Origin of the sequence: Roseovarius lutimaris, assembly GCF_900115165.1 — a bacterium.
GTDB lineage: Bacteria > Pseudomonadota > Alphaproteobacteria > Rhodobacterales > Rhodobacteraceae > Roseovarius > Roseovarius lutimaris.
In genome coordinates this window covers 102681-129509 of sequence record NZ_FOVP01000004.1, presented here as the reverse complement: position 1 = coordinate 129509, position 26829 = coordinate 102681, and the positions used below count along the sequence as shown (strand labels likewise).

The 26829-nt window shown below is 60.3% G+C and carries 24 protein-coding genes; 16 read left to right on the top strand and 8 right to left on the bottom strand.

What is annotated here, in order from left to right:
* Positions 1-239: 239 nt before the first annotated feature.
* From BMZ91_RS04925 to BMZ91_RS04905, 5 genes are all read left to right on the top strand, one after another.
* Positions 240-1394, top strand: a complete 1155-nt coding sequence (locus BMZ91_RS04925; protein ID WP_092835357.1) for a phosphoserine transaminase — start codon at positions 240-242, stop codon at positions 1392-1394.
* An 88-nt stretch (positions 1395-1482) separates the two neighbouring features.
* Entirely contained in the window at positions 1483-3081 is a 1599-nt protein-coding gene (gene serA, locus BMZ91_RS04920; RefSeq protein WP_092835355.1) for a phosphoglycerate dehydrogenase, read from the top strand.
* Positions 3082-3241: 160 nt separating this feature from the next.
* Entirely contained in the window at positions 3242-3967 is a 726-nt protein-coding gene (locus BMZ91_RS04915; RefSeq protein WP_092835353.1) for a metallophosphoesterase family protein, read from the top strand.
* A 118-nt stretch (positions 3968-4085) separates the two neighbouring features.
* Positions 4086-5261 (top strand): acetyl-CoA C-acyltransferase family protein, encoded by a 1176-nt coding sequence (locus tag BMZ91_RS04910; protein WP_092835351.1) that lies wholly within the window; start codon positions 4086-4088, stop codon positions 5259-5261.
* A gap of 110 nt (positions 5262-5371) precedes the next feature.
* The gene (locus tag BMZ91_RS04905) at positions 5372-7573 is read left to right on the top strand and encodes a response regulator (RefSeq protein WP_092835349.1); all 2202 of its coding nucleotides are present in this window, start codon (positions 5372-5374) and stop codon (positions 7571-7573) included.
* Here the strand turns inward: BMZ91_RS04905 and yaaA are convergent.
* From yaaA to BMZ91_RS04890, 3 genes are all read right to left on the bottom strand, one after another.
* A complete protein-coding gene (gene yaaA, locus BMZ91_RS04900; protein ID WP_092835347.1) occupies positions 7558-8322 on the bottom strand; it encodes a peroxide stress protein YaaA in 765 nt (254 codons plus the stop codon). The genes BMZ91_RS04905 and yaaA overlap by 16 nt on opposite strands.
* 33 nt (positions 8323-8355) lie before the next feature.
* Positions 8356-10395, bottom strand: a complete 2040-nt coding sequence (recQ, locus tag BMZ91_RS04895; protein WP_092835345.1) for a DNA helicase RecQ — start codon at positions 10393-10395, stop codon at positions 8356-8358.
* A gap of 75 nt (positions 10396-10470) precedes the next feature.
* Positions 10471-10758 carry a YggT family protein gene (locus BMZ91_RS04890; RefSeq protein WP_092835343.1) on the bottom strand — a complete coding sequence of 96 codons (288 nt, stop codon included), beginning with the start codon at positions 10756-10758 and terminating at the stop codon, positions 10471-10473.
* A gap of 129 nt (positions 10759-10887) precedes the next feature.
* Here BMZ91_RS04890 and BMZ91_RS04885 point away from each other — a divergent pair, with 129 nt between their 5' ends.
* From BMZ91_RS04885 to BMZ91_RS04865, 5 genes are all read left to right on the top strand, one after another.
* Positions 10888-11448 (top strand): acyl-CoA thioesterase, encoded by a 561-nt coding sequence (locus BMZ91_RS04885; protein WP_092835341.1) that lies wholly within the window; start codon positions 10888-10890, stop codon positions 11446-11448.
* A 54-nt stretch (positions 11449-11502) separates the two neighbouring features.
* Positions 11503-12882 carry an MFS transporter gene (locus tag BMZ91_RS04880; protein ID WP_092835339.1) on the top strand — a complete coding sequence of 460 codons (1380 nt, stop codon included), beginning with the start codon at positions 11503-11505 and terminating at the stop codon, positions 12880-12882.
* Positions 12867-13790 (top strand): penicillin-insensitive murein endopeptidase, encoded by a 924-nt coding sequence (gene mepA / locus BMZ91_RS04875; protein ID WP_092835337.1) that lies wholly within the window; start codon positions 12867-12869, stop codon positions 13788-13790. Before BMZ91_RS04880 ends, mepA begins: the two co-directional genes overlap by 16 nt.
* A gap of 317 nt (positions 13791-14107) precedes the next feature.
* On the top strand, positions 14108-14530 hold the full coding sequence (gene arfB / locus BMZ91_RS04870; protein ID WP_092835335.1) for an alternative ribosome rescue aminoacyl-tRNA hydrolase ArfB: 423 nt from the start codon (positions 14108-14110) through the stop codon (positions 14528-14530).
* Between the two features lie 111 nt (positions 14531-14641).
* Positions 14642-16669 (top strand): NADPH-dependent 2,4-dienoyl-CoA reductase, encoded by a 2028-nt coding sequence (locus BMZ91_RS04865; protein WP_092835333.1) that lies wholly within the window; start codon positions 14642-14644, stop codon positions 16667-16669.
* Between the two features lie 43 nt (positions 16670-16712).
* Here BMZ91_RS04865 and BMZ91_RS04860 read toward each other — a convergent pair whose 3' ends face one another.
* Positions 16713-17156: a DUF4399 domain-containing protein gene (locus tag BMZ91_RS04860; protein ID WP_092835331.1), complete on the bottom strand. Its 444-nt coding sequence runs from the start codon at positions 17154-17156 to the stop codon at positions 16713-16715.
* Positions 17157-17349: 193 nt separating this feature from the next.
* On the opposite strand from BMZ91_RS04860, the gene BMZ91_RS04855 reads away from it, so the two are divergent.
* The 5 genes from BMZ91_RS04855 to BMZ91_RS04835 all read left to right on the top strand — a co-directional run bounded on the left by BMZ91_RS04855 (position 17350) and on the right by BMZ91_RS04835 (position 20754).
* Positions 17350-18255, top strand: a complete 906-nt coding sequence (locus BMZ91_RS04855) for a LysR family transcriptional regulator (protein ID WP_092835329.1) — start codon at positions 17350-17352, stop codon at positions 18253-18255.
* Between the two features lie 177 nt (positions 18256-18432).
* Entirely contained in the window at positions 18433-18972 is a 540-nt protein-coding gene (locus BMZ91_RS04850; protein ID WP_092835327.1) for an NADPH-dependent FMN reductase, read from the top strand.
* A gap of 140 nt (positions 18973-19112) precedes the next feature.
* On the top strand, positions 19113-19565 hold the full coding sequence (locus tag BMZ91_RS04845; RefSeq protein WP_092835325.1) for a hypothetical protein: 453 nt from the start codon (positions 19113-19115) through the stop codon (positions 19563-19565).
* A gap of 11 nt (positions 19566-19576) precedes the next feature.
* Complete coding sequence (locus BMZ91_RS04840) at positions 19577-20143, top strand: hypothetical protein (RefSeq protein ID WP_092835323.1); 567 nt, start codon at positions 19577-19579, stop codon at positions 20141-20143.
* The gene (locus tag BMZ91_RS04835; protein WP_092835321.1) at positions 20140-20754 is read left to right on the top strand and encodes an SCO family protein; all 615 of its coding nucleotides are present in this window, start codon (positions 20140-20142) and stop codon (positions 20752-20754) included. The genes BMZ91_RS04840 and BMZ91_RS04835 overlap by 4 nt, the downstream gene beginning before the upstream one ends.
* Positions 20755-20827: 73 nt before the next feature.
* On the opposite strand, the gene BMZ91_RS04830 is transcribed toward BMZ91_RS04835, so the two are convergent.
* Entirely contained in the window at positions 20828-22471 is a 1644-nt protein-coding gene (locus BMZ91_RS04830; RefSeq protein WP_092835319.1) for an ABC transporter substrate-binding protein, read from the bottom strand.
* 266 nt (positions 22472-22737) lie between these two features.
* On the opposite strand from BMZ91_RS04830, the gene aroC reads away from it, so the two are divergent.
* Entirely contained in the window at positions 22738-23841 is a 1104-nt protein-coding gene (gene aroC / locus BMZ91_RS04825; RefSeq protein ID WP_092835317.1) for a chorismate synthase, read from the top strand.
* A 53-nt stretch (positions 23842-23894) separates the two neighbouring features.
* On the opposite strand, the gene BMZ91_RS04820 is transcribed toward aroC, so the two are convergent.
* From BMZ91_RS04820 to BMZ91_RS04810, 3 genes are all read right to left on the bottom strand, one after another.
* On the bottom strand, positions 23895-24764 hold the full coding sequence (locus BMZ91_RS04820) for a DMT family transporter (protein ID WP_092835315.1): 870 nt from the start codon (positions 24762-24764) through the stop codon (positions 23895-23897).
* A 75-nt stretch (positions 24765-24839) separates the two neighbouring features.
* Positions 24840-25127 carry an HU family DNA-binding protein gene (locus tag BMZ91_RS04815; protein WP_092835313.1) on the bottom strand — a complete coding sequence of 96 codons (288 nt, stop codon included), beginning with the start codon at positions 25125-25127 and terminating at the stop codon, positions 24840-24842.
* Positions 25128-25258: 131 nt separating this feature from the next.
* Entirely contained in the window at positions 25259-26743 is a 1485-nt protein-coding gene (locus BMZ91_RS04810; RefSeq protein ID WP_092835311.1) for an AMP nucleosidase, read from the bottom strand.
* Between the last annotated feature and the right edge of the window lie 86 nt (positions 26744-26829).

Sequence of the window (26829 nt, the reverse complement as noted above, 5' to 3'; positions counted from 1 at the left end):
GTGTGCCCGCCGACGCTCCGATATTCTCGTTTGCTTGATTCAGCCCCGGAACAAAGACTGATCGTGTTGTGCCTGTTTTGTGCCACTCTAACGGGTTCGTTCCTGCATCATTTGCCCAATGCTGCATGAACCGGCGTGGCAAGTGACTTTAGATATTGCTGTTTTTCTTGGGCTGGCGTATCCCGGCAAGTGGGACACCCTTCCCCAACGAAGGGCGCTTATCTGAAAGGGTAGCATTCATGGCTATTGAACACCCGGCAACGCGGCCGGCTAATCCGCGTTTCTCTTCTGGCCCCTGTGCCAAAATCCCCACATTTACGCTTGATAAGCTGGCAGACGCGCCTCTGGGCCGCAGCCACCGTGCCGCCGTCGGCAAGGCCAAGCTGAAAGCCGCAATCGAGCGCACGCGCGATATCCTCGGCATCCCCGAGGAGTACCGCATTGGCATTGTGCCCGCCTCGGATACCGGCGCGGTTGAAATGGCGATGTGGAACCTTCTCGGCGAACGCCCGGTTGAAATGCTCGCCTGGGAAAGCTTTGGCGCCGGTTGGGTCACCGATGTGGTGAAACAGCTCAAGCTCGACGCCGAGGTCAAAACCGCCGACTATGGTCAGATCGTCGATCTGACAGGCGTGAATACCGACAATGATGTCGTCTTTACCTGGAACGGCACCACCTCTGGCGTGCGGGTGCCGAATGGTGATTGGATCAAACCCGACCGCCAGGGCCTGACGATCTGCGATGCCACCTCGGCCGCCTTTGCGCAGGACCTTCCCTGGGACAAGCTCGATGTGACCACCTTTAGCTGGCAGAAAGTGCTGGGGGGCGAGGCCGCCCATGGCATGATCGTGCTGTCGCCCCGCGCGGTGGACCGTCTCGAATCCTATACCCCCGCGTGGCCCCTGCCCAAGATTTTCCGCCTGACCAAGGGTGGCAAACTGATCGAAGGCGTGTTCGTCGGCGAAACCATCAATACCCCGTCAATGCTGGCGGTCGAGGATTACCTCGTCGCCCTTGACTGGGCCGCCTCGGTCGGGGGCCTCAAGGGCCTGATCGCCCGTGCGAATGCCAATACCAAGGCCGTGGCCGATTTTGTCGAAATGCACGACTGGGTTGATTTTCTCAGCTCTGATCCGGCCACCCTGTCAAACACTTCTGTCTGCCTGACCTTCGATGATCCCCGCATCACCGACGGGGCGACATTCGCCAAGGCGGTCGCCAAACGGCTTGAGGTCGAAAATGTCGCCTATGACATCGGCGCCTATCGTGACGCGCCTGCCGGGCTTCGGATTTGGTGTGGCGGCACGGTGGAAACATCCGATGTTGCCGCGCTGATGCCCTGGATCGAATGGGCGTTTCAGGCCGAAATCGCGGCGCTTGCCGTCGACGCATAAACGCGGCTTTCACCCACCCTTGCGGCGTGCCCCGTAGGGTGGGTGAAACCCACGCATCCCAACACATTTATTCAAAGGACGCTTGAACATGGCTCCCAAAATACTCGTCTCCGACAAACTGTCCGAAACCGCCGTCCAGATCTTTCGCGATCGCGGCATTGACGTCGATTTTCAGCCCGACCTTGGCAAGGACAAGGACAAGCTGGCCGAGGTGATCGGTCAATATGACGGTCTCGCCATCCGCTCTGCCACCAAGGTCACCGAGAAAATTCTTGCCAATGCCACCAACCTCAAGGTGATCGCGCGCGCCGGGATCGGCACCGACAATATCGACAAAGAGGCCGCGTCGAAGAAGGGCGTGATCGTGATGAACACGCCGTTTGGCAACATGATCACCACCGCCGAACATGCCATCGCGATGATGTTCGCCGTCGCCCGCCAGATCCCCGAGGCAAGCGCCTCGACCCATGCCGGAAAATGGGAGAAATCCAAATTCATGGGGGTTGAGCTGACCGGCAAGACCCTTGGTGTGATCGGTGCTGGCAATATCGGCGGCATCGTCTGTGATCGCGCCCGAGGTCTCAAGATGAAGGTCGTGGCCTATGATCCCTTCCTGAGTCAGGAAAAGGCCAATCAGATGGGTGTCGAAAAACTTGAAGATCTCGACGAGCTGCTCAAGCGCGCCGATTTCATCACGCTGCATGTGCCGCTCACCGATCAGACCCGCAATATCCTGAGCCGCGAGAACCTTGAGAAAACCAAAAAAGGCGTGCGGATCATTAACTGTGCCCGTGGCGGCCTTGTGGATGAAGAGGCACTGGCCGACCTGTTGAAATCCGGCCATGTCGCGGGGGCCGGCTTTGACGTCTTTGCCAAGGAGCCCGCCACCGAGAACCCGCTGTTTGGCCTGCCCAATGTTGTCTGTACCCCCCACCTTGGGGCCGCCACCACCGAAGCCCAGGAAAACGTGGCGTTGCAAGTGGCCGAGCAGATGTCGGATTATCTGCTGACCGGCGCTGTGACCAACGCGCTCAACATGCCCTCTGTCACCGCGGAAGAGGCCAAGGTCATGGGGCCCTGGATCAAGCTGGCCGAGCATCTCGGCAATTTCATTGGCCAGATGACCGACGAGCCGATCAAGGCGATCAATATCCTTTATGACGGTGTCGTGTCTGACATGAACCTTGGCGCGCTCAACTCTGCCGCTGTTGCCGGAATCATGAAATCGGTCAACCCCGAGGTCAACATGGTCTCGGCGCCGGTTGTCGCCAAAGAGCGCGGCATCAAGATCAGCACCACCAAACAGGATAAATCCGGCGCATTCGAGGGCTATGTCAAGGTGACCGTGGTGACCGACAAGCGCGAGCGCTCGATCGGTGGGACGGTCTTCAGTGATGGCAAACCACGCTTCATTCAGATCAAGGGCATCAATATCGACGCCGAAATCGGTCGTCACATGCTCTACACCACCAATGAGGACGTGCCGGGCATCATTGGCGTTCTGGGCCAAACCATGGGCGAAAACGGCGTCAACATTGCCAACTTTACCCTTGGCCGTGCCGATGCGGGTGGCGAGGCGATCGCGCTTTTGTATGTGGATGCAGACGTGCCCGAGGCGGCGATCAATGCGCTGGGTGCAACCGGCAAGTTCCAGCAAATACGCCAGTTGCACTTCGACGTCAGCTAAGACCAGACCTGCGCCGCCTTTCGGGGCGGCGCCGGTTTCTCTGTTCTGTGACGTTCATCTTTCCAGAAATACTCCGGGGGGATCGCCGCCATGCGGCGATGGGGGCAGCGCCCCCCAAAACCCGCTGGACATTTCAAGCGAGACAAGGCTTTTGTGCCCCATGACACATCCGATTTACACCATCCCCGACATTCACGGGCAGGATGCCCTGCTTGAAGCCGCCCTGGCGCTGATCGAGGCCGAGGGCGGCCCCGACGCCGAAATCGTCTTTCTTGGCGATCTTGTGGATCGCGGCCCCGATAGCCGCGCGGTGATCGACCGGGTGATGGAAGGCCAGGCTAGGGGCCGCAACTGGACCGTGCTGCGGGGCAATCACGATCAGATGTTTGTCGATTTTCTGGATAGTGGCGACATCCACCCCGAACGTCTGCGCGCTGATCTAAGCTGGCTGAATCCGCGCCTTGGTGGTGATACAACGCTTGCCTCTTATGGAGTGACCTCAACCGAAGACGCCCCCAATCTTGACGCGGCCCGCGCCGCCGTGCCCAAGGCCCACCGTGACTGGCTGGCGAATCTGCCGCTGACCCATCAGATTGGCGAGCTCTTGTTTGTCCATGCCGGCATCCGCCCCGGCGTACCGCTTGAGAAACAGGATCCGGATGATCTTATGTGGATCAGGGATGGTTTTCTTGATTATGAGGGCGCCTATCCCTGGCTTGTGGTGCATGGTCACACTGCCCTTGATATGCCAGAGCATTTCGGCAACCGGATTGACCTTGATGGCGGCGCCGGGCGCGGGCGCGGTCTCTGGCCCGCTGTCTTTGAGGGTCGCGACTGCTGGCTCTTGTCCGACACCGGGCGCATCCCGCTTGTTCCGGCCGGATAAGTCTGCCTCGCCGGTCGTGACCGGCTGAATGCCACCATGCGAGCAGGCGACACGATAGCATTGCCTATTCCGCCGATTCCCCGCTAAAGTTGTCCCGACTTGAAACCGAGGGACAGACATGACTGATATCGTAATTCTTGACGGCGCACGCACCGCAATCGGCACATTTGGCGGCGCCCTTGCGGGCACGCCGCCCACAACGCTCGGCGCGATTGTCGCCAAAGAGGCGCTTGCGCGCTCGGGTGTCGAGGGCGGACAGATCGGGCATGTGGTCTTTGGTCACGTGATCAATACCGAACCGCGCGATATGTACGTTAGCCGGGTTGCCGCCATTGATGCCGGCATTCCCGACAGCGCCCCGGCGATGAACGTCAACCGCCTCTGTGGCTCGGGCGCCCAGGCGATTGTATCTGCGGTGCAGTCTCTGATGCTGAACGATGCGGATTTTGCCCTTGCCGGCGGGGTCGAGAACATGTCGCGCTCGCCCTTTATCGTCCCTGATCAACGCTGGGGCGCCAAGATGGGCGATGTCACGACCCGCGATATGATGCTGGGTGCTCTGAACTGTCCGTTTGGCACCGGCCATATGGGCGTCACGGCCGAGAATGTCGCCGCCGAGCATGACATCAGCCGCGCCGATCAGGATGCCTTTGCCCTTGAAAGCCAACGCCGCGCCGGGGTTGCGATTTCCGAGGGGCATTTCAAATCCCAGATCGTTCCGGTTGAAGTGCGCGTCAAGCGCGACATGGTGCCTTTTGATACCGATGAGCACCCCAAGGCGACCACCGCCGAGGCGCTTGGCGGGCTGCGCACCGTGTTCCAGAAAGACGGCACCGTGACGGCCGGTAATGCCAGCGGCATCAATGATGGTGCGGCGGCTATGGTCCTGGCCCGCGCCAGTGCGGCCGAAGCCGCTGGCCTCAAGCCGCGCGCACGCATTCTGGGCTATGCCCATGCCGGTGTGCGCCCCGAGGTGATGGGCATCGGCCCGGTGCCCGCGGTGCAAAAGCTGCTTGAGAAAACCGGCCTTGGCGTTGGCGATTTCGACCTGATTGAATCAAACGAGGCCTTCGCGGCGCAGGCGCTTGCGGTCAACAAGGGGCTTGGGTTTGATCCGGCGCTTGTGAACCCCAATGGCGGCGCGATCGCGCTTGGCCATCCGGTTGGCGCCACAGGTGCGATCCTTGTCATCAAGGCGCTCTACGAACTTGAGCGCACCGGCGGCAAACGCGCCATCATCACCATGTGCATCGGGGGTGGTCAGGGTATCGCCATTGCAATCGAGCGCCTCTGATCGCACGGCCCGCGCGCATTAAATTGCGGAAATTGGCAGGGCTTTAAGCAGTTCTTCACGACGATGCCGGATGGTGACGATGGTACATCCCGGCATGGCGGAGGACAGGCATGAGCCTTGCCAATAAGCTGGCAGAGGAACGGCGCGCCAGATTGGCGGCCGAACGGCTGCTGGAACAGAAACAGGCGGAATTGCAATCTGCCAACCGAAAGCTGGGCAAGCACGCGCGCGCCCTGAGCCACGAGATTGTCGAAACCCGTGCCCAAGTTCAGACGGTTCGTGACGAAAATCAGCGCGTCAAATCAGATCTTCACGTTGCCAATCAAAAGGTTGAAATTGCCGAACGCCGCCTGTGGCATTCGATTGAAACGATTCAGGACGGGTTTGCCTTTTTCGACAATGACAGCCGCATGATCGCCGCCAATCAGGCCTATCTCGCGGTGTTTGAAGGGCTGGAGGCGGTCGAGCCGGGCGTGAGTTATATCGAGATCTTGCAGTTCATCACCGAAGAGGGGATCGTGAATATTGGCGATATGACCCCGGTGGCATGGCGTGAAAAGATGCTTGATCGCTGGCAATCCTCCTCGCCGGAACCCGAGGTGATCCGCCTCTGGTCTGGCGCATATATCAAGCTTATCGACCAGCGCGGACATGGCGGCGACGTGGTGAGCCTTGCGCTCAATATCACCGATACGATTCGCTATGAAAAAGAGCTGCAAGACGCGCGCCGCAAGGCCGAGGCCGCAAATCGGGCCAAATCGTCCTTCCTTGCCAACATGAGCCATGAAATCCGCACCCCGATGAACGGCGTCGTGGGCATGGCCGAATTGTTGGGCGATACCGATCTTACCGACGAACAGCGCCTTTATGCCAGCACGATCAAACATTCCGGCGAGGCGCTTTTGGTGATCATCAACGACGTGCTGGATTACTCGAAGATCGAGGCGGAAAAGCTTGTTCTGCACAAAGAGCCCTTTGACCTTGAGCGTTGCATTCACGAGTTGATCACCCTGCTTCAGGCCAATGCCCGCGACAAGGGGCTCGACCTTCTGGTCGATTACGACATGTTCCTGCCGACGCGATTTGTCGGTGATCCGGGGCGCATCCGCCAGATCATGACCAACCTTCTTGGCAATGCGGTCAAGTTTACCGAGGCCGGGCATGTTTTGGTGCGGGTCACCGGCATACCGCCGGGCGAAGGTGAAAATGCCAGTATTCATATCACGATAGAGGATACCGGCATCGGCATTCCCGCCGAGAAAATCGACCATATCTTTGGCGAATTCAATCAGGTCGATGATGAAAGCAACCGCAAGTTCGAGGGCACCGGGCTTGGCCTTGCCATCTCGCAAAAGCTGATCCGGATGATGGATGGCAAGATCTGGGTCGAATCCGAGCATGGCAAAGGCTCGACCTTTGGCTTTTCGGTGTCGCTGCCTGTCGCCGAGGCAGAGCAGGAGGAGTGTCTGAAACTGCCCAAGGGCCTTGATCGCGCGATAATTGTCGAACCACAAGAGGTGACCCGTTCAATCCTCGAACGCCAACTTGCGGTTCTGGGAATCGAGTCGGCCTGCTGTCAAAGTGGCGCCGAGGCCCTCGCGCAAATCGGCCCAGGCATTGATTTGGTCATCACCGATCACAACATGCCCCGAATGGACGGTATCGAGCTTGCCGAGGCCCTTCGCGAGGCGGGGCATACCATGCCGATTGTCCTGCTCAGTCACAACACCGGCTATGCCCAACAAGATCCTGGTCGCGTGCATCTTCAGGCGGTTCTGCAAAAACCGGTGCCCCGGCGCGAGCTGTTTCAGGCGCTTGCCGTACTGGCGACAGGCAAGATGCCAGAGGCGCAATTGCCCGATGCGCCAGAGATTGACGATGCCCCCGGTCGTGTGATGCGGGTACTGGCCGCCGAGGACAACAAGACTAACCGTCTTGTGTTCTCCAAGATGATCAAAAATCTGGATATCGACCTCAAGTTTGCCGAGAACGGCCATGAGGCCCTGGCGTTCTTTCAATCTTTCAGGCCCGATATCGTGTTCATGGACATCTCGATGCCCGGTATGGACGGCAAGGAAGCGACCCACCACATCCGCCAGATCGAGGCCGCAACCGGCGGCCATGTGCCGATCGTGGCGATGACCGCCCACGCGATGGAGGGGGATGAAAACGGGATTCTGGCGGCCGGGCTTGACCACTACATGACCAAACCCCTGCGCAAGGATACGATCGTCGGCCATGTCATCGACGCCTGCCCGCCCGATGTGCGCGCGCCAGAGGGCGAGGATGAAGACCTTCAGGCGTCAGGGTAATCGCGCAGAAACACCCAGGTGTCGCCCTTGGACAGATCGGCGTTATAGCGATATCCGCCGCTGTCAAAATCCTTGAGCGCGTCCGGGGCGCAAAGGCGGTGCTGAATCATATAGCGGGCCATCGCGCCGCGCGCGCGTTTGGCGTAAAAGCTGACAATCTTGGGCGTTCCGGCCTTTTCTTCCATAAAGACCGGCGTGATCACCCTCAGGTTTAGCGCGCCCGCATCGACCGCGCCGAAATATTCCTGACTGGCGCAATTCACCAGAACATCGCTGTTAATGGCCTTTGCCTGTGCGTTCAGCGCCTTGGAAATCCGATCCCCCCAATAGTCATAAAGCGACTTGCCGTGATCGGTCTTCAGGCGGCTGCCCATTTCAAGTCGATAGGGTTGAATCGCATCCAGCGGGCGCAACACCCCGTAAAGGCCCGATAAAATCCGCAGGTGATCCTGCGCCCATGCCATTTCATCGGCGTCAAGCGATCCGGCCTCAAGCCCCTGATAGGTGTCCCCGGCAAAGGCCAGGGCGGCGGGTTTTTCATCCATCTGACCGAAATCTTCAAAGCGGTCGGCGTTAAGACGGGCCAAATTCTCGCTGATCTTCATAAGCTTTTGCAGATCGCCCACACTTAGCCCGCGCGCCACCTCGGCAAGCTCATTGGCCTCTGCCTGAAAGGTCGGGCGCGTGGGGGTGATCCCGTCCACCGGGCCCATATCCATTTTCTTGGCGGGCGAGACAACAACCAGCATGCGCAAATTCCCTTGTTAAGCGTTCTGAGTGATCTAGTGCGCGGCGCGCAGAACGTCCAGAAAGGCGGCGCCAAAACGTTCGCTGCGTTTGTCGCCAAGCAAGCGTTCCATTTCCTGGGCGGTGCCGGGGCGCGTGCTTGCCACCCGCGCCAATAGCGTGGTCGAGCAACTGAGCGGCTTGTCGATCCCGTCTTCGCCGCGCGCAAGATCGGTTTGCGCCTGAACAAGGCGGTCATAAACCTCACCCGAATCGCGCCCGGCCAGCTTGCGCCGCGTCGGGTGCATCGCCTCGGCGGCGCCATTGATCACCGCAAGAAAGGCATCGCCGTAGCGTTCAAGCTTTTTCGCGCCAACGCCACCGATCCGCGCCATCTGATCCAGGGTGGCAGGCCGGGTTTCGGCCATCTCGATCAGGGTGCGGTCGGTGAACACCACATAGGCGGGCACCTTGGCGGCCTCGGCAAGGGCGCGGCGTTTCGCCTTGAGCGCCGACAAAAGCGGCGCATCCTCGTCCGACACAAGCGCGCGCACCGCCGGACGGGTTGATTTACTTACCAGAGTGTCGCGCCGCAGGGTGATCGTTTGTTCGTTCCGCAGGATCGGGCGGGCCGCTTCGGTCATGCAAAGCGCGCCGTGGCGTTCCACATCGGGGCGAATAAGGTCGTGGCCCATCATCTGGCGAAACACGCCTTGCCAGCCGCGCTTGTCGATGTCGCGCCCAACGCCAAAGGTCGGCAGGGCGTCATGGCCGCGTGCGCGCAGCTTGTCGGTGGCATTGCCCATCAGGATATCAATCAGATGCCCCGCGCCGAACCGTTCTTCGGTGCGCAGGATCGCCGAGAGCGCCTTGCGCACCGCCTCGGTGCCGTCAAAGGTGTCGGCGGGCGTGTCGCAAAGATCACAATTGCCACAGGTAAACTCGGTCTCGCCGAAATACCGCAGAAGCGTCGCGCGGCGACATTCCAACGCCTCGGCCAGCCCCAAAAGCGCGTTCAGCCGCCCGTGATCGGCCATCCGCCGTTCAGGCGGGGCAAGGCCTTCGTCAATCTGGCTGCGGCGCAGGCGGATATCATCGGGGCCAAAAAGCGTGAGGGTTTCGGCCGGCGCGCCATCGCGCCCCGAGCGGCCGATTTCTTGATAATAGGCCTCGATGGATTTCGGAAGGTCGGCATGCGCGACCCATCGGATATCGGGCTTGTCCACGCCCATGCCAAAGGCCACGGTGGCCACCACGATCAACCCGTCCTCAGTGTTGAAACGCCCCTCGACATGGCGCCGGTCCCCGGCCTCCATTCCGCCGTGATAGGCGCAGGCATTATGCCCCGCCTCGCCAAGCGCGCGCGCCAGCGTTTCGGTCTTGGCGCGGGTGCCGCAATAGACGATGCCCGACTGGCCCTTGCGGGCCGCGGCAAAGTCAAGGATCTGGCGGCGGGGGTTGTCCTTGGCGGCAAAGGCAAGGTGGATGTTGGGGCGATCAAAGCCGTGCAAAAAGGTCTGCGGCGGCTGGCCATCGAACAGTTTTTGCACGATCTCTTCGCGGGTCTCGGCATCGGCGGTGGCGGTAAAGGCGGCAATCGGCACGTCAAGCGCCTGACGCAGGGCGCCGATACGAAGGTAATCGGGCCGGAAATCATGCCCCCATTGCGACACGCAATGCGCCTCGTCCACGGCGATCAGGCTCACACCAATACGGCGCAACATGCCCATGGCAGAGCCTGCGGCCAATCGTTCCGGCGCGATATAAAGCAGCTTGAGCCGTCCCTCATCCAGCGCCTGCCAGACTTCGGCGGTTTCTTCATCGGTGTTGCCAGAGGTCAGCGCGCCCGCCTCGACCCCGGCTTCGCGCAGCGCGCGCACCTGATCGCGCATCAGGGCAATCAGTGGCGAGATGACCACCGTCACCCCATCGCGCATCAGCGCAGGCAATTGAAAACACAGGGATTTACCGCCGCCCGTTGGCATGATGGCCAGAACGTTCTGGCCAGCGGCCACGGCATTCACGATCTCTTCCTGCCCGGGGCGGAACGCATCATAGCCGAAAATATCGCGCAAAAGCGTGGCAGCGCCGGGCATGGGATATCCTGTAAGGTTTGTTGTTCTGCTCTTACAGGAATCTTTTCACACTACGATTCGGGGGACAACCCTTGATCAGTAGAACGCCGCCGCGTTGTTGATCAGGATGATGCGAAGCGCATAGACCGCAACCAGTACCACCAAAGGCGCAAGATCAATTCCCGACATCGGCGGCAGAATCTGGCGCACGCGGCTATAGATCGGTTCAAGCAGGCGGTTAAGCCCGTACCAAACCTGGGCCACGAACTGTTGGCGCAGGTTGAGCACCTGAAAATTGATCAGCCAGCTCATGATCACATGGGCGATGATGAAGAACCAGATGATATCAAGCACAAGCATCAGGATCTGGAAAAGCGATTGCATGGAGAGTGTCCTTTGAACGAAGCGCTTATCACCTAAGCGTCATGCAGCCAAAGCGCAAGACTGACGCGCCGTTGTGGTTGACGCGCTTGCCCGCAGGCCCGACAAGGCCGCAAACGAAAGAGAGCGCCCATGTATCCCGTCCTGCGCCTGTTCTGGCAACTTTTCATCACCCGCAACGCGCCGCGCCTGCCCTTGACGGGCACGCATGTGTCGCATCATTTCTGCATGCCCTGGGATATTGATCTTTGGCGTGAATTGAACAATGGGCGCACCCTGACGATTTATGATCTGGGGCGCATTCCGTTGGCAGGCCGCGTCGGGTTGATCGAGGTGCTGCGGCGTAACCGCTGGGGTCTTGCGATTGCCGGGGCAAGTGTGCGCTATCGCCGCCGTATCCGGATGTTCGAGAAGATCGAAATGCGCTCGCGGGCGGTGTTCTGGGATGCGCGGTTCTTGTATATCGAACAGTCGATGTGGAAGGCGGATGGCGACTGCGCCAATCACATCATCTATCGCGCCGCCATCACCGGCCGCGACGGGATCGTGGCACCCGATCACGTCATGACGAAGATGGCGCAGCCCGAAACCTCGCCAATGGCCCCCGATTGGGTCGCCGCCTGGATCAAGGCCGACGCCCTGCGCCCCTGGCCGCCGATGCAGGACACTCAGGAATCAGGCGCTCAGGAATAGCTTGCGCGCAGGCCGCGTCGCCTGTCATATCCTGTCAAGGGCAAGAGGATAGGCATGGCAGAGATTTCACCGCGCAAACGGATCTGGGGCTGGTTTTTCTTTGATTGGGCAAGCCAGCCGTATCATACCCTCTTGGTCACCTTCATTTTCGGGCCGTTCTTTGCCTCGATCGCGTCGGATCATTTCATCGCGTCCGGCCTGTCCGAGGGTCTGGCGGATGCGCGGGCGCAAACCTTGTGGTCCTATTGCCTGACGGTGACCGGGTTGCTGATCGGGCTTGGCGCGCCGATCATGGGGGCCTTTGCCGATACCACCGGCAAACGGTTGCCGTGGATCATTGCGTTTTCGGCGATGTATGTGCTGGGTGCGACCGCGCTTTGGTGGACCAACCCGGATGGGTCAAACCTGTGGTGGGGGCTTATGGCCTTTGGCTTTGGCTTTGTCGGCGCGGAATACGCGCTTATTTTCATCAACTCGCAGCTGCCTTCGCTCGGCACCGCCGAAGAGGTCGGCGATTTGTCCGGCTCGGGGTTTGCCTTTGGCTATCTTGGCGGGGTTCTGTCTTTGATGATCATGCTGTTGCTGTTTGTCGAACAACCCTCGGGCACGACCCTGATCGGGTTGGCCCCGGCCTTTGGCCTTGATCCCGAAATGCGCGAAGGCACGCGGTTTGTCGGGCCGTTCACCGCGCTGTGGTTCGCGATCTTCATGGTGCCCTATTTCCTGTGGGTGCGTGACGTTGGCCCGCCGCGTCAGGGGCGCGGCGTGGGCGCGGCTCTTGGCGCGTTAACCAAAACGATCAAGGGCCTGCGTCACCGCGTCAGTCTTAGCACCTATCTCGGCTCGTCGATGTTTTACCGCGATGCCCTCAATGGGCTCTATGGCTTTGGCGGCACCTATGCGATTCTGGTGCTGAACTGGTCGATCGTCTCGGTGGGCATCTTTGGCATCATCGGCGCGATTTCGGCGGCCTTGTTTAGCTGGATCGGCGGCAAGGCGGACAAGGCCTTTGGCCCCAAACCTGTGATCATCTTTGCGATCTGGGCGCTGATCGCGGTGTGCGTGACGATTGTTGCCATGGATCGGACCCAGATTTTTGGCATTCCGCTCGGGCAGGGATCAAAGCTTCCGGATATGATTTTCTTCTGCTGCGGCGTGTTGATCGGCGGCTTTGGGGGCATGCTTCAATCCGCCAGCCGTTCGATGATGGTGCGCCATACCGATCCGGCGGCGCCGACCGAGAACTTTGGCCTTTACGGGCTGTCAGGGCGCGCCACGGCCTTCATGGCGCCCGCCCTGATCGGTCTTGTCACCACCCTTAGCGGCAGTGCGCGCATCGGGGTCTCGCCGGTCATTTTTCTTTTCCTGATTGGCCTAGTCCTGCTACGCTGGGTCAAATCCGAAGGGGACAGAGAAACATGGGCGGCTATCTGAAACTAAGCGTTCTTGTCATGGCTTTGGCGGGCTGCGTGCAATCCGCGCCAGAGCCGAAAACGCAAACCGGCACTCTTTCCAGCCAGAGCATTCCCGCGTCGATGCGCGGGGTAGAGGCCAAACAGCTCTTTGGCGCGCATGGGCGTGGATCGGCACAATCGCCCGCACCGCTTGGTGGTTATGCCAAGGGCTGTATCGCGGGGGCGACGACCCTGCCGGAGACCGGCCCGACGTGGCAGGCGATGCGCCTGAGCCGGAACCGCAACTGGGGTCACCCGGAAACAATTGACTTTATCAAGAAACTGTCACGCAAGGCCGCCGCGCAACCCGGCTGGAACGGGCTTTATGTCGGCGATATAAGCCAGCCGCGCGGCGGGCCGATGCTTTCGGGCCACCGCAGCCATCAGATGGGGCTTGATGCGGATATCTGGCTCAAACCGGCGGATAACCTCAACCTAAGCCGCACGCAGCGCGAAAACATCTCGTCGATCTCGATGCGCCGGTCCAATGGCGCCTATACCAACAGCAGTTGGACCCGCGCCCATCACGAGATCGTCAAAGCCGCCGCGCAAGACCCGCGCACGGCACGGATATTCATCTTTCCCGGCGCCAAGGTGCAGATGTGCAAGGATGAGAAAGGCGACCGGGCATGGCTGCGCAAGGTGCGGCCGTGGTACGGGCATCACTATCATTTCCATGTGCGCCTGAATTGTCCGGACAATACATCGGGCTGTCAGCCACAGGCGGCGCCGCCCCCTGGCGATGGATGTGCCGAGGCGCAAACCTGGGTGCGCAACATCCTCAACCCGCCGCCGCCTGACCCGAATGCGCCCAAGCCCAAGCCGCGCCGCGAACTGACGATGCAGGACCTGCCGCGCCAATGTGTGGCGGTGTTGCAAGCTCAATAACGCAGCATCCTGCGGATAAACCTTGGCCGACCACATCATTTTGTTTTGACAAATAGAAAATTTGTGGCAGGCTGGGGAAGAGTTCAACAAGCGAAAGGAGGTGGTCCAGTGTCTACAGAGGTATTGGAGCGAGGTGTCGGAACAGTTCAGGGGAGCATCGTCTAGGGCAGCCCCGAGGCGTAAAAGCCAACTGAATTGGTGCGCCTAACCGGCCCACCTCCGCTAACTTCTAGAGGGCCGTTCCGGGATCGGGGCGGCCCTTTCGATTGGCTTTGGGCCGCGCGCGGTTTAAAGCTAGCCTGAAACCGGAAGGGCGCATGCTGAAAATCAATGATCAGATCACGATTGCCGACTGGGAGCTGACCGAACAGTTCATGCGCGCCTCGGGCCCCGGTGGGCAGAACGTGAACAAGGTTAGCAGCGCGGTCGAGCTTCGCTTTGAAGCCGAGCGTTCGCCAAGCCTGCCTGATCCTGTCAAGGCGCGGTTGCGGCGGCTGGCCGGGCGGCGCTGGTCGAAAGAGGGCGCCTTGATCATTCAATGCGACGAAACCCGAAGTCAGGCGCGCAACCGTGAAATTGCCCGCGACCGGCTTGCCGCCCTGATCCTTGAGGCGACCCAAAAGCCCAAGCGCCGGGTGCCGACACGCCCCACGCTTGGGTCGAAAAAGCGCCGCCTCAAGGCCAAGAAGGTGCGCGGCGAGGTCAAGGCGATGCGCGGTCGCGTCGAGGGCGAAGAATAACGCAGCGTCCGGGGTGACAAGCGCGGGCCAAGGCGGCATCCTGCGCCGGACTTCGACGTGTCGCGCGCTCTGGCAATCACGTTTCGGATCGCGCTTTGAGGGAGGCCCGCCATGACCAACTATCCACATCTTCTTGCCCCGCTGGATCTGGGCCATGTCACGCTCAGGAACCGGGTCTTGATGGGCTCGATGCACACCGGCCTTGAGGAAACCAAGGATTGGAACCGGGTTGCCGAATTTTATGCCGCCCGCGCGCGCGGCGGTGTTGGCCTGATGGTGACCGGCGGCATGGCGCCCAACCGTGAAGGCGGGGTGTTTCCCGGCGCGGCGGGCCTGTTCACAGACGCCGATATCGCCAATCACCGGATCGTCACCGACCGGGTGCACGAGGCCGACGGGCGGATCGCGATGCAGATCCTGCATGCCGGGCGCTATGCCTATGGCCCCGAATGCGTCAGCGCCTCGCCGATCAAGTCGCCGATTTCACCGTTTGTGCCGAAGGAATTGGATGAGGCCGGCATCGAGAAACAGATCGCCGATATCGTCACCGCCGCCACCCGTGCCCGCGAGGCCGGGTATGACGGGGTCGAGATTATGGGATCGGAAGGGTATTTCCTGAATCAGTTTCTGGTGACCCATACCAACAAGCGCACCGACCGCTGGGGCGGGTCTTATGAAAACCGTATGCGTCTTCCGATCGATGTGGTACGGCGTGCGCGCGCGGCGGTGGGGGACGATTTCATCATCATCTATCGGCTCAGCATGATTGATCTTATCCCCGACGGCAGCACCCACGCCGAGGTGGTGCAATTGGCCCAAGAGATCGAGCGCGCCGGGGCCACGATCATCAACACCGGCATCGGCTGGCACGAGGCGCGCATCCCGACGATTGCCACAAGCGTGCCGCGCGCGGGCTTTGCCTGGGTCACGCAGAAACTCATGGGCAAGGTGGGCATTCCGGTGATCACCTCGAACCGGATCAACACGCCCGAGGTGGGCGAGGACATCCTCGCGCAGGGGGCCGCCGATATGGTCAGCATGGCTCGTCCGTTTCTGGCCGATCCCGATTTCGTTGCCAAGGCGGCGGCGGGGCGGGCCAAGACCATCGCGCCCTGTATTGCGTGCAATCAGGCCTGTCTGGATCACACCTTCAGCGGCAAGATAAGTTCCTGTCTGGTCAATCCGCAGGCCTGTTTTGAAACCGAACTTTTGATCGAACCGACGCGTGAGGTCAAAACCATCGCCGTTGTCGGCGCCGGACCTGCAGGGCTTTCGGCGGCGATCACGGCGGCGCAACGCGGCCATACCGTAACGCTGTTTGATCGCGCCGACAGGATCGGCGGTCAGCTCAACATGGCGCGGGTCATTCCCGGCAAGGAAGAATTTCACGGTCTGGTCGAATGGTTTGAAACCATGGTCGCCGAGGCGGGTGTGACGGTAAATCTGGGTCATCCGGTGGGCGCCGGCGATCTTGCCGGGTTTGACGAGGTTATCATCGCCACCGGGGTCATACCGCGCGATCCCGGCATTCCGGGTGAGGACGGGCCGAATGTGCTGTCTTATATCGACGTGTTGCGCAACAAGGCGCCGGTGGGGCGCCGGGTGGCGGTGATCGGCGCGGGCGGCATCGGTTTTGACGTGGCCGAATTCCTTGTCCACGAGGGCCATAGCCCGACCGAGGATCTGTCGCTTTGGCGCACCGAATGGGGCGTTGGCGACCCTTCGGACACACGCGGCGGGCTGGCCGCGCAAGGCCCGCAACCCACGCCCCCGGCGCGCGAGGTCACATTGCTTCAGCGCAAGGCAGAGCGGCCCGGCAAGCGGCTTGGCAAAACCACCGGCTGGATTCATCGCGCCGCGTTGCGAATGAAAGATGTCAAAATGCTGGGCGGGGTCAATTATGAACGGATCGACGACAGCGGCCTGCACATAAGCACTGGCGAGGCGCGCGAAAACCCGACGGTGATCGAGGCGGATACGATTGTTCTATGCGCCGGCCAGCTTAGCGAACGCAGCCTTGCCGACGCGCTGGAGTCGGCGGGCGTTGCCGTGCATGTCATCGGTGGCGCGGATGTCGCCGCCGAACTTGACGCCAAGCGCGCGATTGATCAGGGCACAAGGCTGGCGGCGGCGCTTTAACGGCGACCTGGCCCGTTTTTGCATGCGGGCCGCACCTGTGGCGTTACTTCACCGTGATGGTGATCACATCCGAGACCACGGGCGGGTCATGTGGCACGTGGTTCATGTCGCCCATCACAAGTTGCAGGGTATGCTGCCCCGGTGCCAGATCAAGCGAAACCTCGGTCTGTCCGCCACCGAAATGCTTGTGGTGATCATCCGCCGGAATGCCATAGGCCAGCTCTTCGGCGCCATCGGGGCCTTCACCAAGGGGCGGGCGATCGATCAGCAAGTGATGATGGCCGGTCTTTTCCTTTTCGGTGCCTGCCGGGGCGACGCCCATGCCCGCAAGGCCAAAGTTGACCTTGACCGGATTGCTGACGGTGTCGCCATCGGCAAGATTAATGAAATAGACTGCGGCACCTTCGGGTGCCGGGGTGTCGCCGGCGAACGCGGGAAGGCTTAGCGCGATAAGCGCTGCGGTTGTTAGGCTTAGGATGCGTTTCATGTTTAATCCTCCTGTTGTCACCCTATCACAGGTAAGGTGCCCGGCGGAGTATTCTACCGTCTTCACGCATTGTTTCCGCGTTTCCAGGCAATGAACGATCCTGACAAAACCCAGATATTGTCTGGCATACGCCCCAGTTGTGCCCGATTTCGTGGTCAGAAAAGAGCCTGAGACGCAATTTAGAGGTACAAGTATGGATCGCCTTACGGAAATGGAGGCCTTTGCCACAGTGGTGGATCAGGGCGGGTTTACAGATGCGGCCCGCAAGATGGGTATCTCTAAATCGGCTGTGTCCAAGCATGTGTCCTCGCTTGAGGCCCGGCTTGGCGCGCGGCTTTTGAACCGCACAACCCGCCGCGTAAGCCCAACCGAGATCGGCCTTGCCTATTACGACCGGGCGCTTCGGGTACTGAATGATGCAGGCGAGGCCGACGCATTGGTCAGTTCGATGCAATCGGACCCCTCGGGCCTGTTGCGAATTTCCGTGGCAACCGATTTCGGGGTCAATCACCTAAGCCCGGTTTTGGGCAGTTTCCTTGATGAATTTCCCGATATTACCGTCAATATGGTCCTCAACAACCGCTATGTAGAGCTTATTTCAGAAGGCTTTGATATGGCGATCCGGATTGGCGAACTGGAAGACAGCACGCTTCGGGCGCGCAAGCTTACCGAGACCACAAAGCGGATGATCGCAAGCCCGGCCTATCTTGAGAAATACGGGCAGCCACAGAAGATTGACGATCTCAACGAACACAAGCTGTTGCATTATTCAAGCCAGGCCGGTGGTGCGGTCTGGAAATTGACCGCGCCCTCGGGCGAAAAGCGTCAGGTGCGCACCGCCGGGGGGCTTTCGGTCAATGACGGGCAATCGCTTTTGAACGCGGCGATTTCCGGGCTTGGCATCGCCTATCTTCCCAGCTTTCTCTACGCCAAGGCGATGGCCGACGGGCTGGTTCTGGACGCGATGCCGGATCTGCCCGTCGAAACTCAGGGCATTTACGCGGTCTATCCGCCGGGCCGCTTTACGCAGCCCAAGGTCCGCGCCTTCATTGATTTCCTGGTCCACTCCTTCGCCGAAAAAGGCCCCAACGAGTGGTAAGATTTTCCTCTCCGTCATTCATGGCTAACTTTGCCCCGGACGCCCCGCGCGTTTCGGGGCATTTTCATGCCTCGAATGCGCATGCACAGCCGCTGTGCGAAGGATCGTAGTTGCCTTGGCCCCCTTATCGCTTCAGTTATGCGTCAAGCAAAATCATTAGGCGAAAAGGAATACCCAATGACCAACCTCAAACTCGTGACAATTTCAGGATCGCTGCGCAAGGGCTCTTACAACCGGATGCTTCTTGCCGAGGCGGTAGAGGCGTTTGGCCCGGCTGATGTGACCGAGGCCGATATTGATCTGCCGCTCTATAACGGTGACGTCGAGGCGGCCAGCGGCGTGCCAGCGGCGGTTCAGACCCTTGCCCAACAGATCAAGGATGCCGATGCGGTTGTGATTTCCGCGCCCGAATACAACAAGGGGATCAGCGGCGTTCTCAAGAACGCGCTCGATTGGATCAGCCGGGTTGAGGGCGCCGCATTCAAGGATAAGCCGACCGTCGTTCTATCGGCCGCTGCCGGGCGCACCGGGGGCGAGACCGCGCAATTCATGACGCTGTCGTGCCTCACGCAATTACAGGCGCGGCTGATGCCGGGCACCTCGATTCTGATCGCCGCGGCGATGAATGCCTTTGACGACACTGGCAAGCTCAAGGACGAGATGTCGCGCAAATTGCTGGCCACACGGATGCAGGCCCTGCGCGCCGAGGTGGCCTAGGTTCAGCGCCCCAGGGCGCGCAGCGTTACAAGATCGCGAGGGGTTTGCGGACTTTGTCCATTCAGAAAGTGATTGGTCAGAGTCCCAAACACATGGGATACTCCCTTGACCGAGCTTTGGGTCAAGGGAGGGAAATAGCCATGCGAACAATCGTTTTGTCGGCGCTTTTGATGATCTCCGGGGGCTTGACCGCTCAGGCGGCAGAGGGCGAGCGCATTCAGGTCAAGGGCGAGGTAATTGACACATGGTGCTATTATTCCGGCGTGATGGGCGGCCCGGATGCCGTGGTCGGAAGTGCCCACCACACCTGTGCACTCTGGTGCTCGGCGGGGGGTATTCCGGTTGGCCTATTGGCCGAGGATGGCACGGTTTACATGGTGCTCAAGATCGAGGGCGATTCACATTCGGCCGGTGGCGATACTCAGCTTAAACTTGCCAGCCACGAGATCACCGCCGATGGCATGCTCTATCATCGCGACGGGTTGAACTATCTGGTGGTGGAAAAGGTGGTGACCGATCACGGCATTACCAATCTCAACCATGAGGATTACGGCCCGATCCCCGGCTTTGCCATCCCCGATCCGACCAAGTGAGGAGCACGCAGATGAACCGTTTCATGATGATCCTTGCCGCGCTTGCATCGCCCGCCATGGCGCAGGATTTTTCACAAGGGTCCGAGGCAAAACCCTGGAACCTTTACGCCGAAGGTCCGGCCAGGTTTGAGGCGAAAGTCGTCGATATCCTTTGCGAGATGACCGGCGATTGTGCGGCTGACTGCGGCGGCGGGGCCCGCCAACTCGGCCTGCTGCGCAAGGCCGACGATGTGCTGGTCTTTCCCAACAAGAACGCCCAGGCCGCCTTTACCGGCGCGGTGGTGGAGCTGGCGCCGTTCTGTGGTAAGCAGGTCGAGGTGGATGGGTTGTTGATTGAAGATCCGGATCTTGGGGCGAAGAACATCTATCTGGTTCAGAAAATTCGCACCGTTGGCGACACTGAATGGACCGCCGCCAATCGCTGGACCAAGGAATGGGCCAGGGCCAACCCCGAGGCCAAAGGCAAAGGCCCATGGTTTCGCCGTGATCCGCGCGTCAATGCAGAGATCGCCGCGCATGGCTATACCGGGATCGGGGCAGAGGCCGAAAAGCCCTTCATCAAAGAGTGGTTCGAATGACCCTGCTGCGCCTTCTATGCGCCGCCGCGATCTGTGGCGCTGCGACGGGCGTGTTGGCGCATGGCGCCGAAACCCATGATGCCCCCGCCGTTTCAGAGCAAACGACGGCGGTTACGCCGCTGCCCTGGAATATCGGCGGGGCGTTTGCCCTTTTGGATCACACCGGCACCGCGCGCACCGAGGCAGAGCCGGATGGCAAGATGCAATTGGTGTTCTTCGGATATGCCAATTGTCCGGGCATTTGTAGCGCCGCCCTACCGATGATGGCCGAGGTGACCGACATCCTTGAGCGGCGCGATATCACGATCAGCCCGGTTTTGATCACGATTGACCCAAAGCTTGATACGCTGGCCACGATGGGCCCGGCGCTGGCGAAAATTTCAGAAGATTTCACCGGCCTGACCGGAACGCCAGAGGCGCTTGGCGTGGCCTATAAGGCGTTTCAAATCAGCTTTACCAAGATCATGGATGACCCCAAGCACGGCCCGATTTATGCCCATGGCAGCCATATCTATCTAATGAATGCGGCCGGCAGGGTTTTGACCCTTCTGCCGCCGGTTCTGTCACCGGATCAGGCCGCCGGGATCATTGCGACCTACGCGGGCCGGTAGAGCACCGCGCGGCGGGCCATGAAAAAGGCGGCGCCAAAGCGCCGCCTTTCATATCTATCACATCGGGCGACGATCAGGCGTCAAGCCAGACCTTTTCCAGATGCATCTCGCGGAACTGATGCACTTCGCTGTTCTTGACGGCCTCGGTGTGATGCTTGGCCTGATCGCGCCAGAAGGGCTGAATGATCGCGCCGCTGTCTTGCAGCATTTTCTGAAGCTTGGCGGAATAGGCGCGCCGTTTATCCGCATCGAAAATACCGACCGCCTCGTCCAGAAGGGCATCGAATTCTGGGTTCGAGTGCCCCGATTCATTCCATGCTTCGCCCGATTTATAGGCCAGCGACAAAACCTGAACCCCAAGCGGGCGCGGCCCCCAATTGGTGGTTGAAAACGGGTACTTGGTCCAGTCGTTCCAGAAGGAAGAGCCCGGAATGACCGTGCGCTTGACGTTGAACCCGGCCTCGCGAAGCTGTGCGCCAATCGCATCCGACGTCACCGTGCGCCAGTCGCCATCAATCGAGATAAGCTCGATCTCGGTGTCGCCATGCCCGGCGGCGCGGGCCATTTCGATGGCTTTCGCCGGGTCGGCCTTGATCAGCGGCAGTTCGGCATATTCCGGGTGGAACGGCGCGACATGGTGGTTTTCCGCGGCCGCGCCAAGGCCGTTGATGCCAAGTTGCAGGGCAATCTCGTTATCCACCGCAAGCTGGACCGCATTGCGCAGCTCTTTGCTGTCAAACGGGGCCGAGTCGGCGCGCATCCGGGCCACGATGGTGTTGGCGGTCGGTTTGGACTTTTTGACGAGACCAAGCGCATCATAGGTTTCGACGAAATCGGCGGTGGATTCGTCGTTCATATCCACTTCACCGCCGTCAAAGGCCGCCACGATCGCCGCGTTATCGGTGCCAAAGTCGATAAAGCGCACACCGTCAAGATACACATCGCCCCCCCACCACGTGCCGTTTTCGCGCCGCTTCACCTCGGCCGAGTTGCCGATTTCCAGCGAGACAAGCTCGAACGGGCCGGTGCCAATCGGGGTCGCGGCAAGATCACTGTCATCGCCAAAGCTGCGGTGTACGATAAGCGCCGGATAATCCGACATGCCCGCAATCAGCGTGATATCGGGGCGCGGCAGGTTCAGGCGAACCGTATAATCGTCAACCCGTTCAATCGCGCCGTCAATCGCCTTGCTGGTTTCGTCGTCAATCAACGTCGCCATCCGCGAGGCCATCGAATTGCCCTCGACCGCCTTGTCGCACCAGCGGTTCAGGTTGTGGATCACGTCATCGGCGTCAAAGGTGTCACCGTTGTTCCAGGTCACACCCTTGCGCACATGCAGCGTGTAGGTCTTGGAATCGTCGCTCACGTCCCAGCCTTCAAGCAGCATCGGCTTGAAACTGTAATCGACGTCCCAGCGTACCAGTGGCTCGCAGACCTGACGGGCGATATTGCCCGGTTCGGTCCAAGAATACTTGCGTGGATCGGTGATTTCCAGAACCCGCGAGGCGACACGCAACACGCCCCCCTTTTTGCCTTCTTCGGCATGCGCGGCGGTCGGGACGGCTAGCCCCAAAAGACCATAGGCGGCGGCAGATGTCGCGCCAAAAGTCGAGGCCAGAGCGATGAACTCGCGGCGGCTCATCTTGCCGGCACGGGTGTCTTTGGCCATCTTCCTAACGATCGGGCGCAGGGTGACCTGTGGGGGGGTATGTGTCATGACTTCCTCCGAGTGGGTTTTTTTTGGTGCCGGTGTGGCTGTCGCTTTTTGACGATTCCAGGTGCAAGTTTAGCATGTCGTTCGACCGGCGCATTAGTTTTTGACCGGCCCGGCACCCCTGATTTTACGGCAAGGTCGGGCGCGGCCCTTTACAAAGACTATCCGGAATCCCCCGTCCCGATAGCCTGTTTGCGACAAATGCCCGCCAAAATAGCTTGAGGCGAGCCCTGCGCAGGGCTAGATGGGCATCTATAAGGAGCACGCCCATGAGCCTGAATACATTCGGTCACCTGTTTCGTTTCACCACCTGGGGCGAGAGCCATGGGCCTGCCCTTGGCGCAACGGTGGATGGTTGCCCTCCGGGAATTGCGCTGGATGAGGCGATGTTACAGCACTGGCTCGACAAGCGGCGCCCCGGCCAGAACAAGAATACCACACAGCGCAATGAGCCCGACGCGGTGCGCATTCTGTCGGGCATCTATGAGGGTCAGAGCACCGGCACGCCGATCCAGCTGATGATCGAGAACACCGATCAGCGGTCAAAGGATTACGGCGATATCGCCCAGACCTTCCGCCCCGGCCACGCCGATATCACCTATCACCAGAAATACGGCCTGCGCGATCCGCGTGGCGGCGGGCGTAGCTCGGCGCGTGAAACCGCCGCCCGCGTCGCCGCCGGTGGCGTGGCACGCGCCGCCCTTGCGGCGCTTGTGCCCGGGGTTGAGATCAAGGGCTATATGGTCGCCATGGGCGAGATGGAAATCGACCGCACCCGCTTTGACTGGGATGCGATTGAGGGCAATGATTTCTGGATTCCCGATGCCGCAGCCGCCCCCGAATGGGAGGCTTACCTGCAAAAGCTGCGCAAGGATCACAACTCGGTTGGTGCCGTGGTCGAGGTGGTCGCGCGCGGCGTTCCCGCCGGGCTAGGTGCGCCGGTTTATGGCAAGCTTGATACCGATCTGGCCGCCGCGATGATGTCGATCAATGCCGTCAAGGGCGTCGAGATCGGCGAAGGCATGGCCGCCGCGCGCCTGACCGGAACCGACAATGCCGATGAGATTTTCATGGGTGAGGCCGGGCCGGAATACGGATCAAATCACGCCGGTGGTATCCTTGGCGGCATCTCTACGGGGCAAGAGGTGGTTGTGCGCTTCGCGGTCAAGCCAACCTCGTCGATCCTGAGTCCGCGCCGCTCGATCCGGATTGACGGCACCCCGATCGAGGTGGTGACCAAAGGGCGGCATGATCCTTGCGTCGGCATCCGCGCCGTTCCCGTGGCCGAGGCGATGATGGCTTGCGTGATCCTCGATCACCTGCTCTTGCACCGTGGTCAGGTCGGCGACGGCCCACGCGGTCAGATTGGTTAGGATCGTTTTCTTTTAAAGAAAACGATCCGGAATTTTTTGAAAATTCCGGGTGCCTAGATCCGGCCTTGGCGCGAAAGCTGCACCGCCAGAATGCCGCCCATGATCACCAGCACGCCGATCAGATCGCCAAGCCGCAGCGCCTCGCCCAGCAGCATGGCGGCGATGGCCACGCCGAAAAACGGGTTGAGAAAGTGGAACGTCGCCGCCCGCGTTGCACCGATCCGCTCGACCAGCAGGAACCACACAAGCGTGGCGGCAAGGCCGGGAATAAGCGTGGTATAGGCAAAGGCGGCGACAAGCTGCCAACTCCAGTCGATCAGGAGCGGCTCGGTCGCAAGGCCAACCGTGCCCACAAGAACCGAGCCGACAATCATCTGAAGCCCGACCACCATCAGGAAATTGCCGCCCGAGGCCGCGCCGCGCACCGACAGGGTGGCAAAGGCAAGCGCAAAGACCGCAATCACACAGAGGCCGACACCGTAAAGGTCCATCCCCCCCTGAAGCCGCGCACCCATGATGATCACCACCCCGCCAAGCCCGGCAAAAAGCCCGAAGATCCCGACCTTGCCAAGCCGCTCACCCAAAAACGCCCAGCTGATCACGCCAACCAATAGCGGCACGGTCGAGGCGATGATCGCGGCCAGCGATGCCTCGATGGTTTGCATGGCCACAAAGTTAAGCCCAAGATAAAGCGCATTCTGACAGACGCCGAAAATGATTGTCGCGCGCCATTGTCCCCGCGTCAGGCGCCAGGTCTGGCCAAGGATCAGGGCAATAGTGATCCCGATTACGCCGGAAATCAGAAACCGCAGGCCAAGTGCGCTCAGCGGTGGCGCGGCGGCCACGATGATGCGCGCCGAGGTAAACGCACTTGACCACATAAGAGCAAAGGCAAGCCCCATGACGATCGCACGAATATCCATCGGTTTACTCCGTAAATGAAAAGGGCCGCCCCAAGGCGACCCTTTTACGAAACTTCTACCAAGTGCAAGCTGGCTTTAGCCGTTCACGCTATCTTTCAGCGCTTTGGCGATGGTCATTTTCACCACCTTGTCGGCCTCTTTTTTCATTTGCTCGCCAGTGGCGGGGTTACGCACCATACGTTCGGGACGCTCGCGGCAATAGATCTTGCCAACGCCCGGAAGGGTTACGGCACCGCCTGCGGATACTTCTTTGGTAATGATCGCGATCACCGCATCAAGAGCGTTGCTGGCGGATTTCTTGTCACTTCCCATTTCATCGGCCAGAGCAGCGACGAGTTGGGTTTTGGTCATGGGTTTTGCCATTTTATGGTCTCCTTCAACTGCCCTACCTATGGGCCTCATGCGCGTGATTTAACGCTATGATGTGATCAAACACAATGACTGGTGGGCAAAAGCAAGGCTTTTTAGCGTATTTTGTGCCAATTTACGCTAGGTCAAAGGAAGGCTGTTTCCTCAAAGCTGCGTAATTTGCGGCTATGGATGCGTTCGAGGGGCATTTTGCGCAGGGATTCCATGGCGCGAATCCCGATCATCAGGTGGCGCGAGACCTGTGACTGATAGAATGCGCTGGCCATACCGGGCAGTTTCAGCTCGCCCTGTAGGGGTTTGTCGCTGACGCAAAGCAGGGTGCCATAGGGCACACGAAAGCGAAACCCGTTGGCGGCGATGGTGGCGCTTTCCATGTCCAGCGCGATGGCACGCGATTGAGACAGGCGCTGTACCGGGCCGGATTGGTCGCGCAATTCCCAATTGCGATTGTCGACGCTTGCCACCGTACCCGTGCGCATCACGCGTTTGAGGTCGAACCCCTCAAGCTCGGTCTCTTGCGCGACGGCGGTTTCAAGGGCGATCTGGATTTCAGCCAGCGCCGGGATCGGCACCCAGGCCGGCAGGTCGGGGTCAAGCACCCGGTCTTCGCGCAGATAAGCATGCGCCAGAACGAAATCGCCAAGCGATTGCGAGTTCCGCAGGCCCGCACAATGACCGACCATCACCCAGGCATGCGGGCGCAGCACCGCCACATGATCGGTGGCGGTCTTGGCATTGGATGGCCCCACCCCGATATTGACCAGGGTGATCCCCGACCCGTCGGCGCGCTTGAGGTGATAGGTCGGCATCTGCGGCAGCCGCTCAGGGCTTGGCAACACCCCGTCGGGTGTGGTGATTTCGGCATTGCCGGTGCTGACAAAGGCGCAATACCCGCTCGCGGGATCGGCCAGCATCTTGCGCCCGTAGGTCTCGAATTCCGAAACATAGAACTGATAATTGGTGAACAGCACGTAATTCTGAAAATGCTCGGGGTCGGTGGCAGTATAATGCGCCAGCCGCGCCAGCGAATAATCCACCCGCTGCGCCGTGAAGGGCGCAAGCGGGGCGGCGCCACCCGGCGGGGTTTCATGGGTGCCGTTGACGATGTGATCGTTCGTGGTCGATAGATCGGGCACGTCGAACATGTCGCGCAGGGTGAATTCGGCGGCGCCTTCCTGCGGCACGGTGATGCTTGCATCATTGGCGACGGCAAAATGCACCGGCATCGGTGTGTCCGACACCGCGATACATACCGGAACGCCATGGTTCTCGATCAACAGCGCGATTTGCTGTTCGAGATAGTTGCGAAACAGGTCGGGCCGGGTGATCGTCGTGGCATAGGTGCCGGGCTTGGAGACATGGCCAAAGCTGAGGCGGCTGTCGATCTTGGTGAATGTCGCGGTCGTAAGCCCGATCTCGGGATAAAATGCGCGAATGCGCCCCGTTGGAATATCGCCGCCAAGCGCCTTGGCAAATTCATGACAGAGAAACTTGGTCGCCGTCTGATAGAGCACGACAAGGCGATCCACCGCCGCCTTCGCGTCGCTGAACTCCTCGGGGCCGGGCAGGTCGGGCGAGGTGACGCCGGTGGTCTGATGGTTTAGCGTCACGGAGTGTCCTTGGTATGGTCAACTTTCATGTCACACGTTGACACGGCTCGCTGGCCTTATCAAGCTGAGCTCTGGCAGAATGGCAA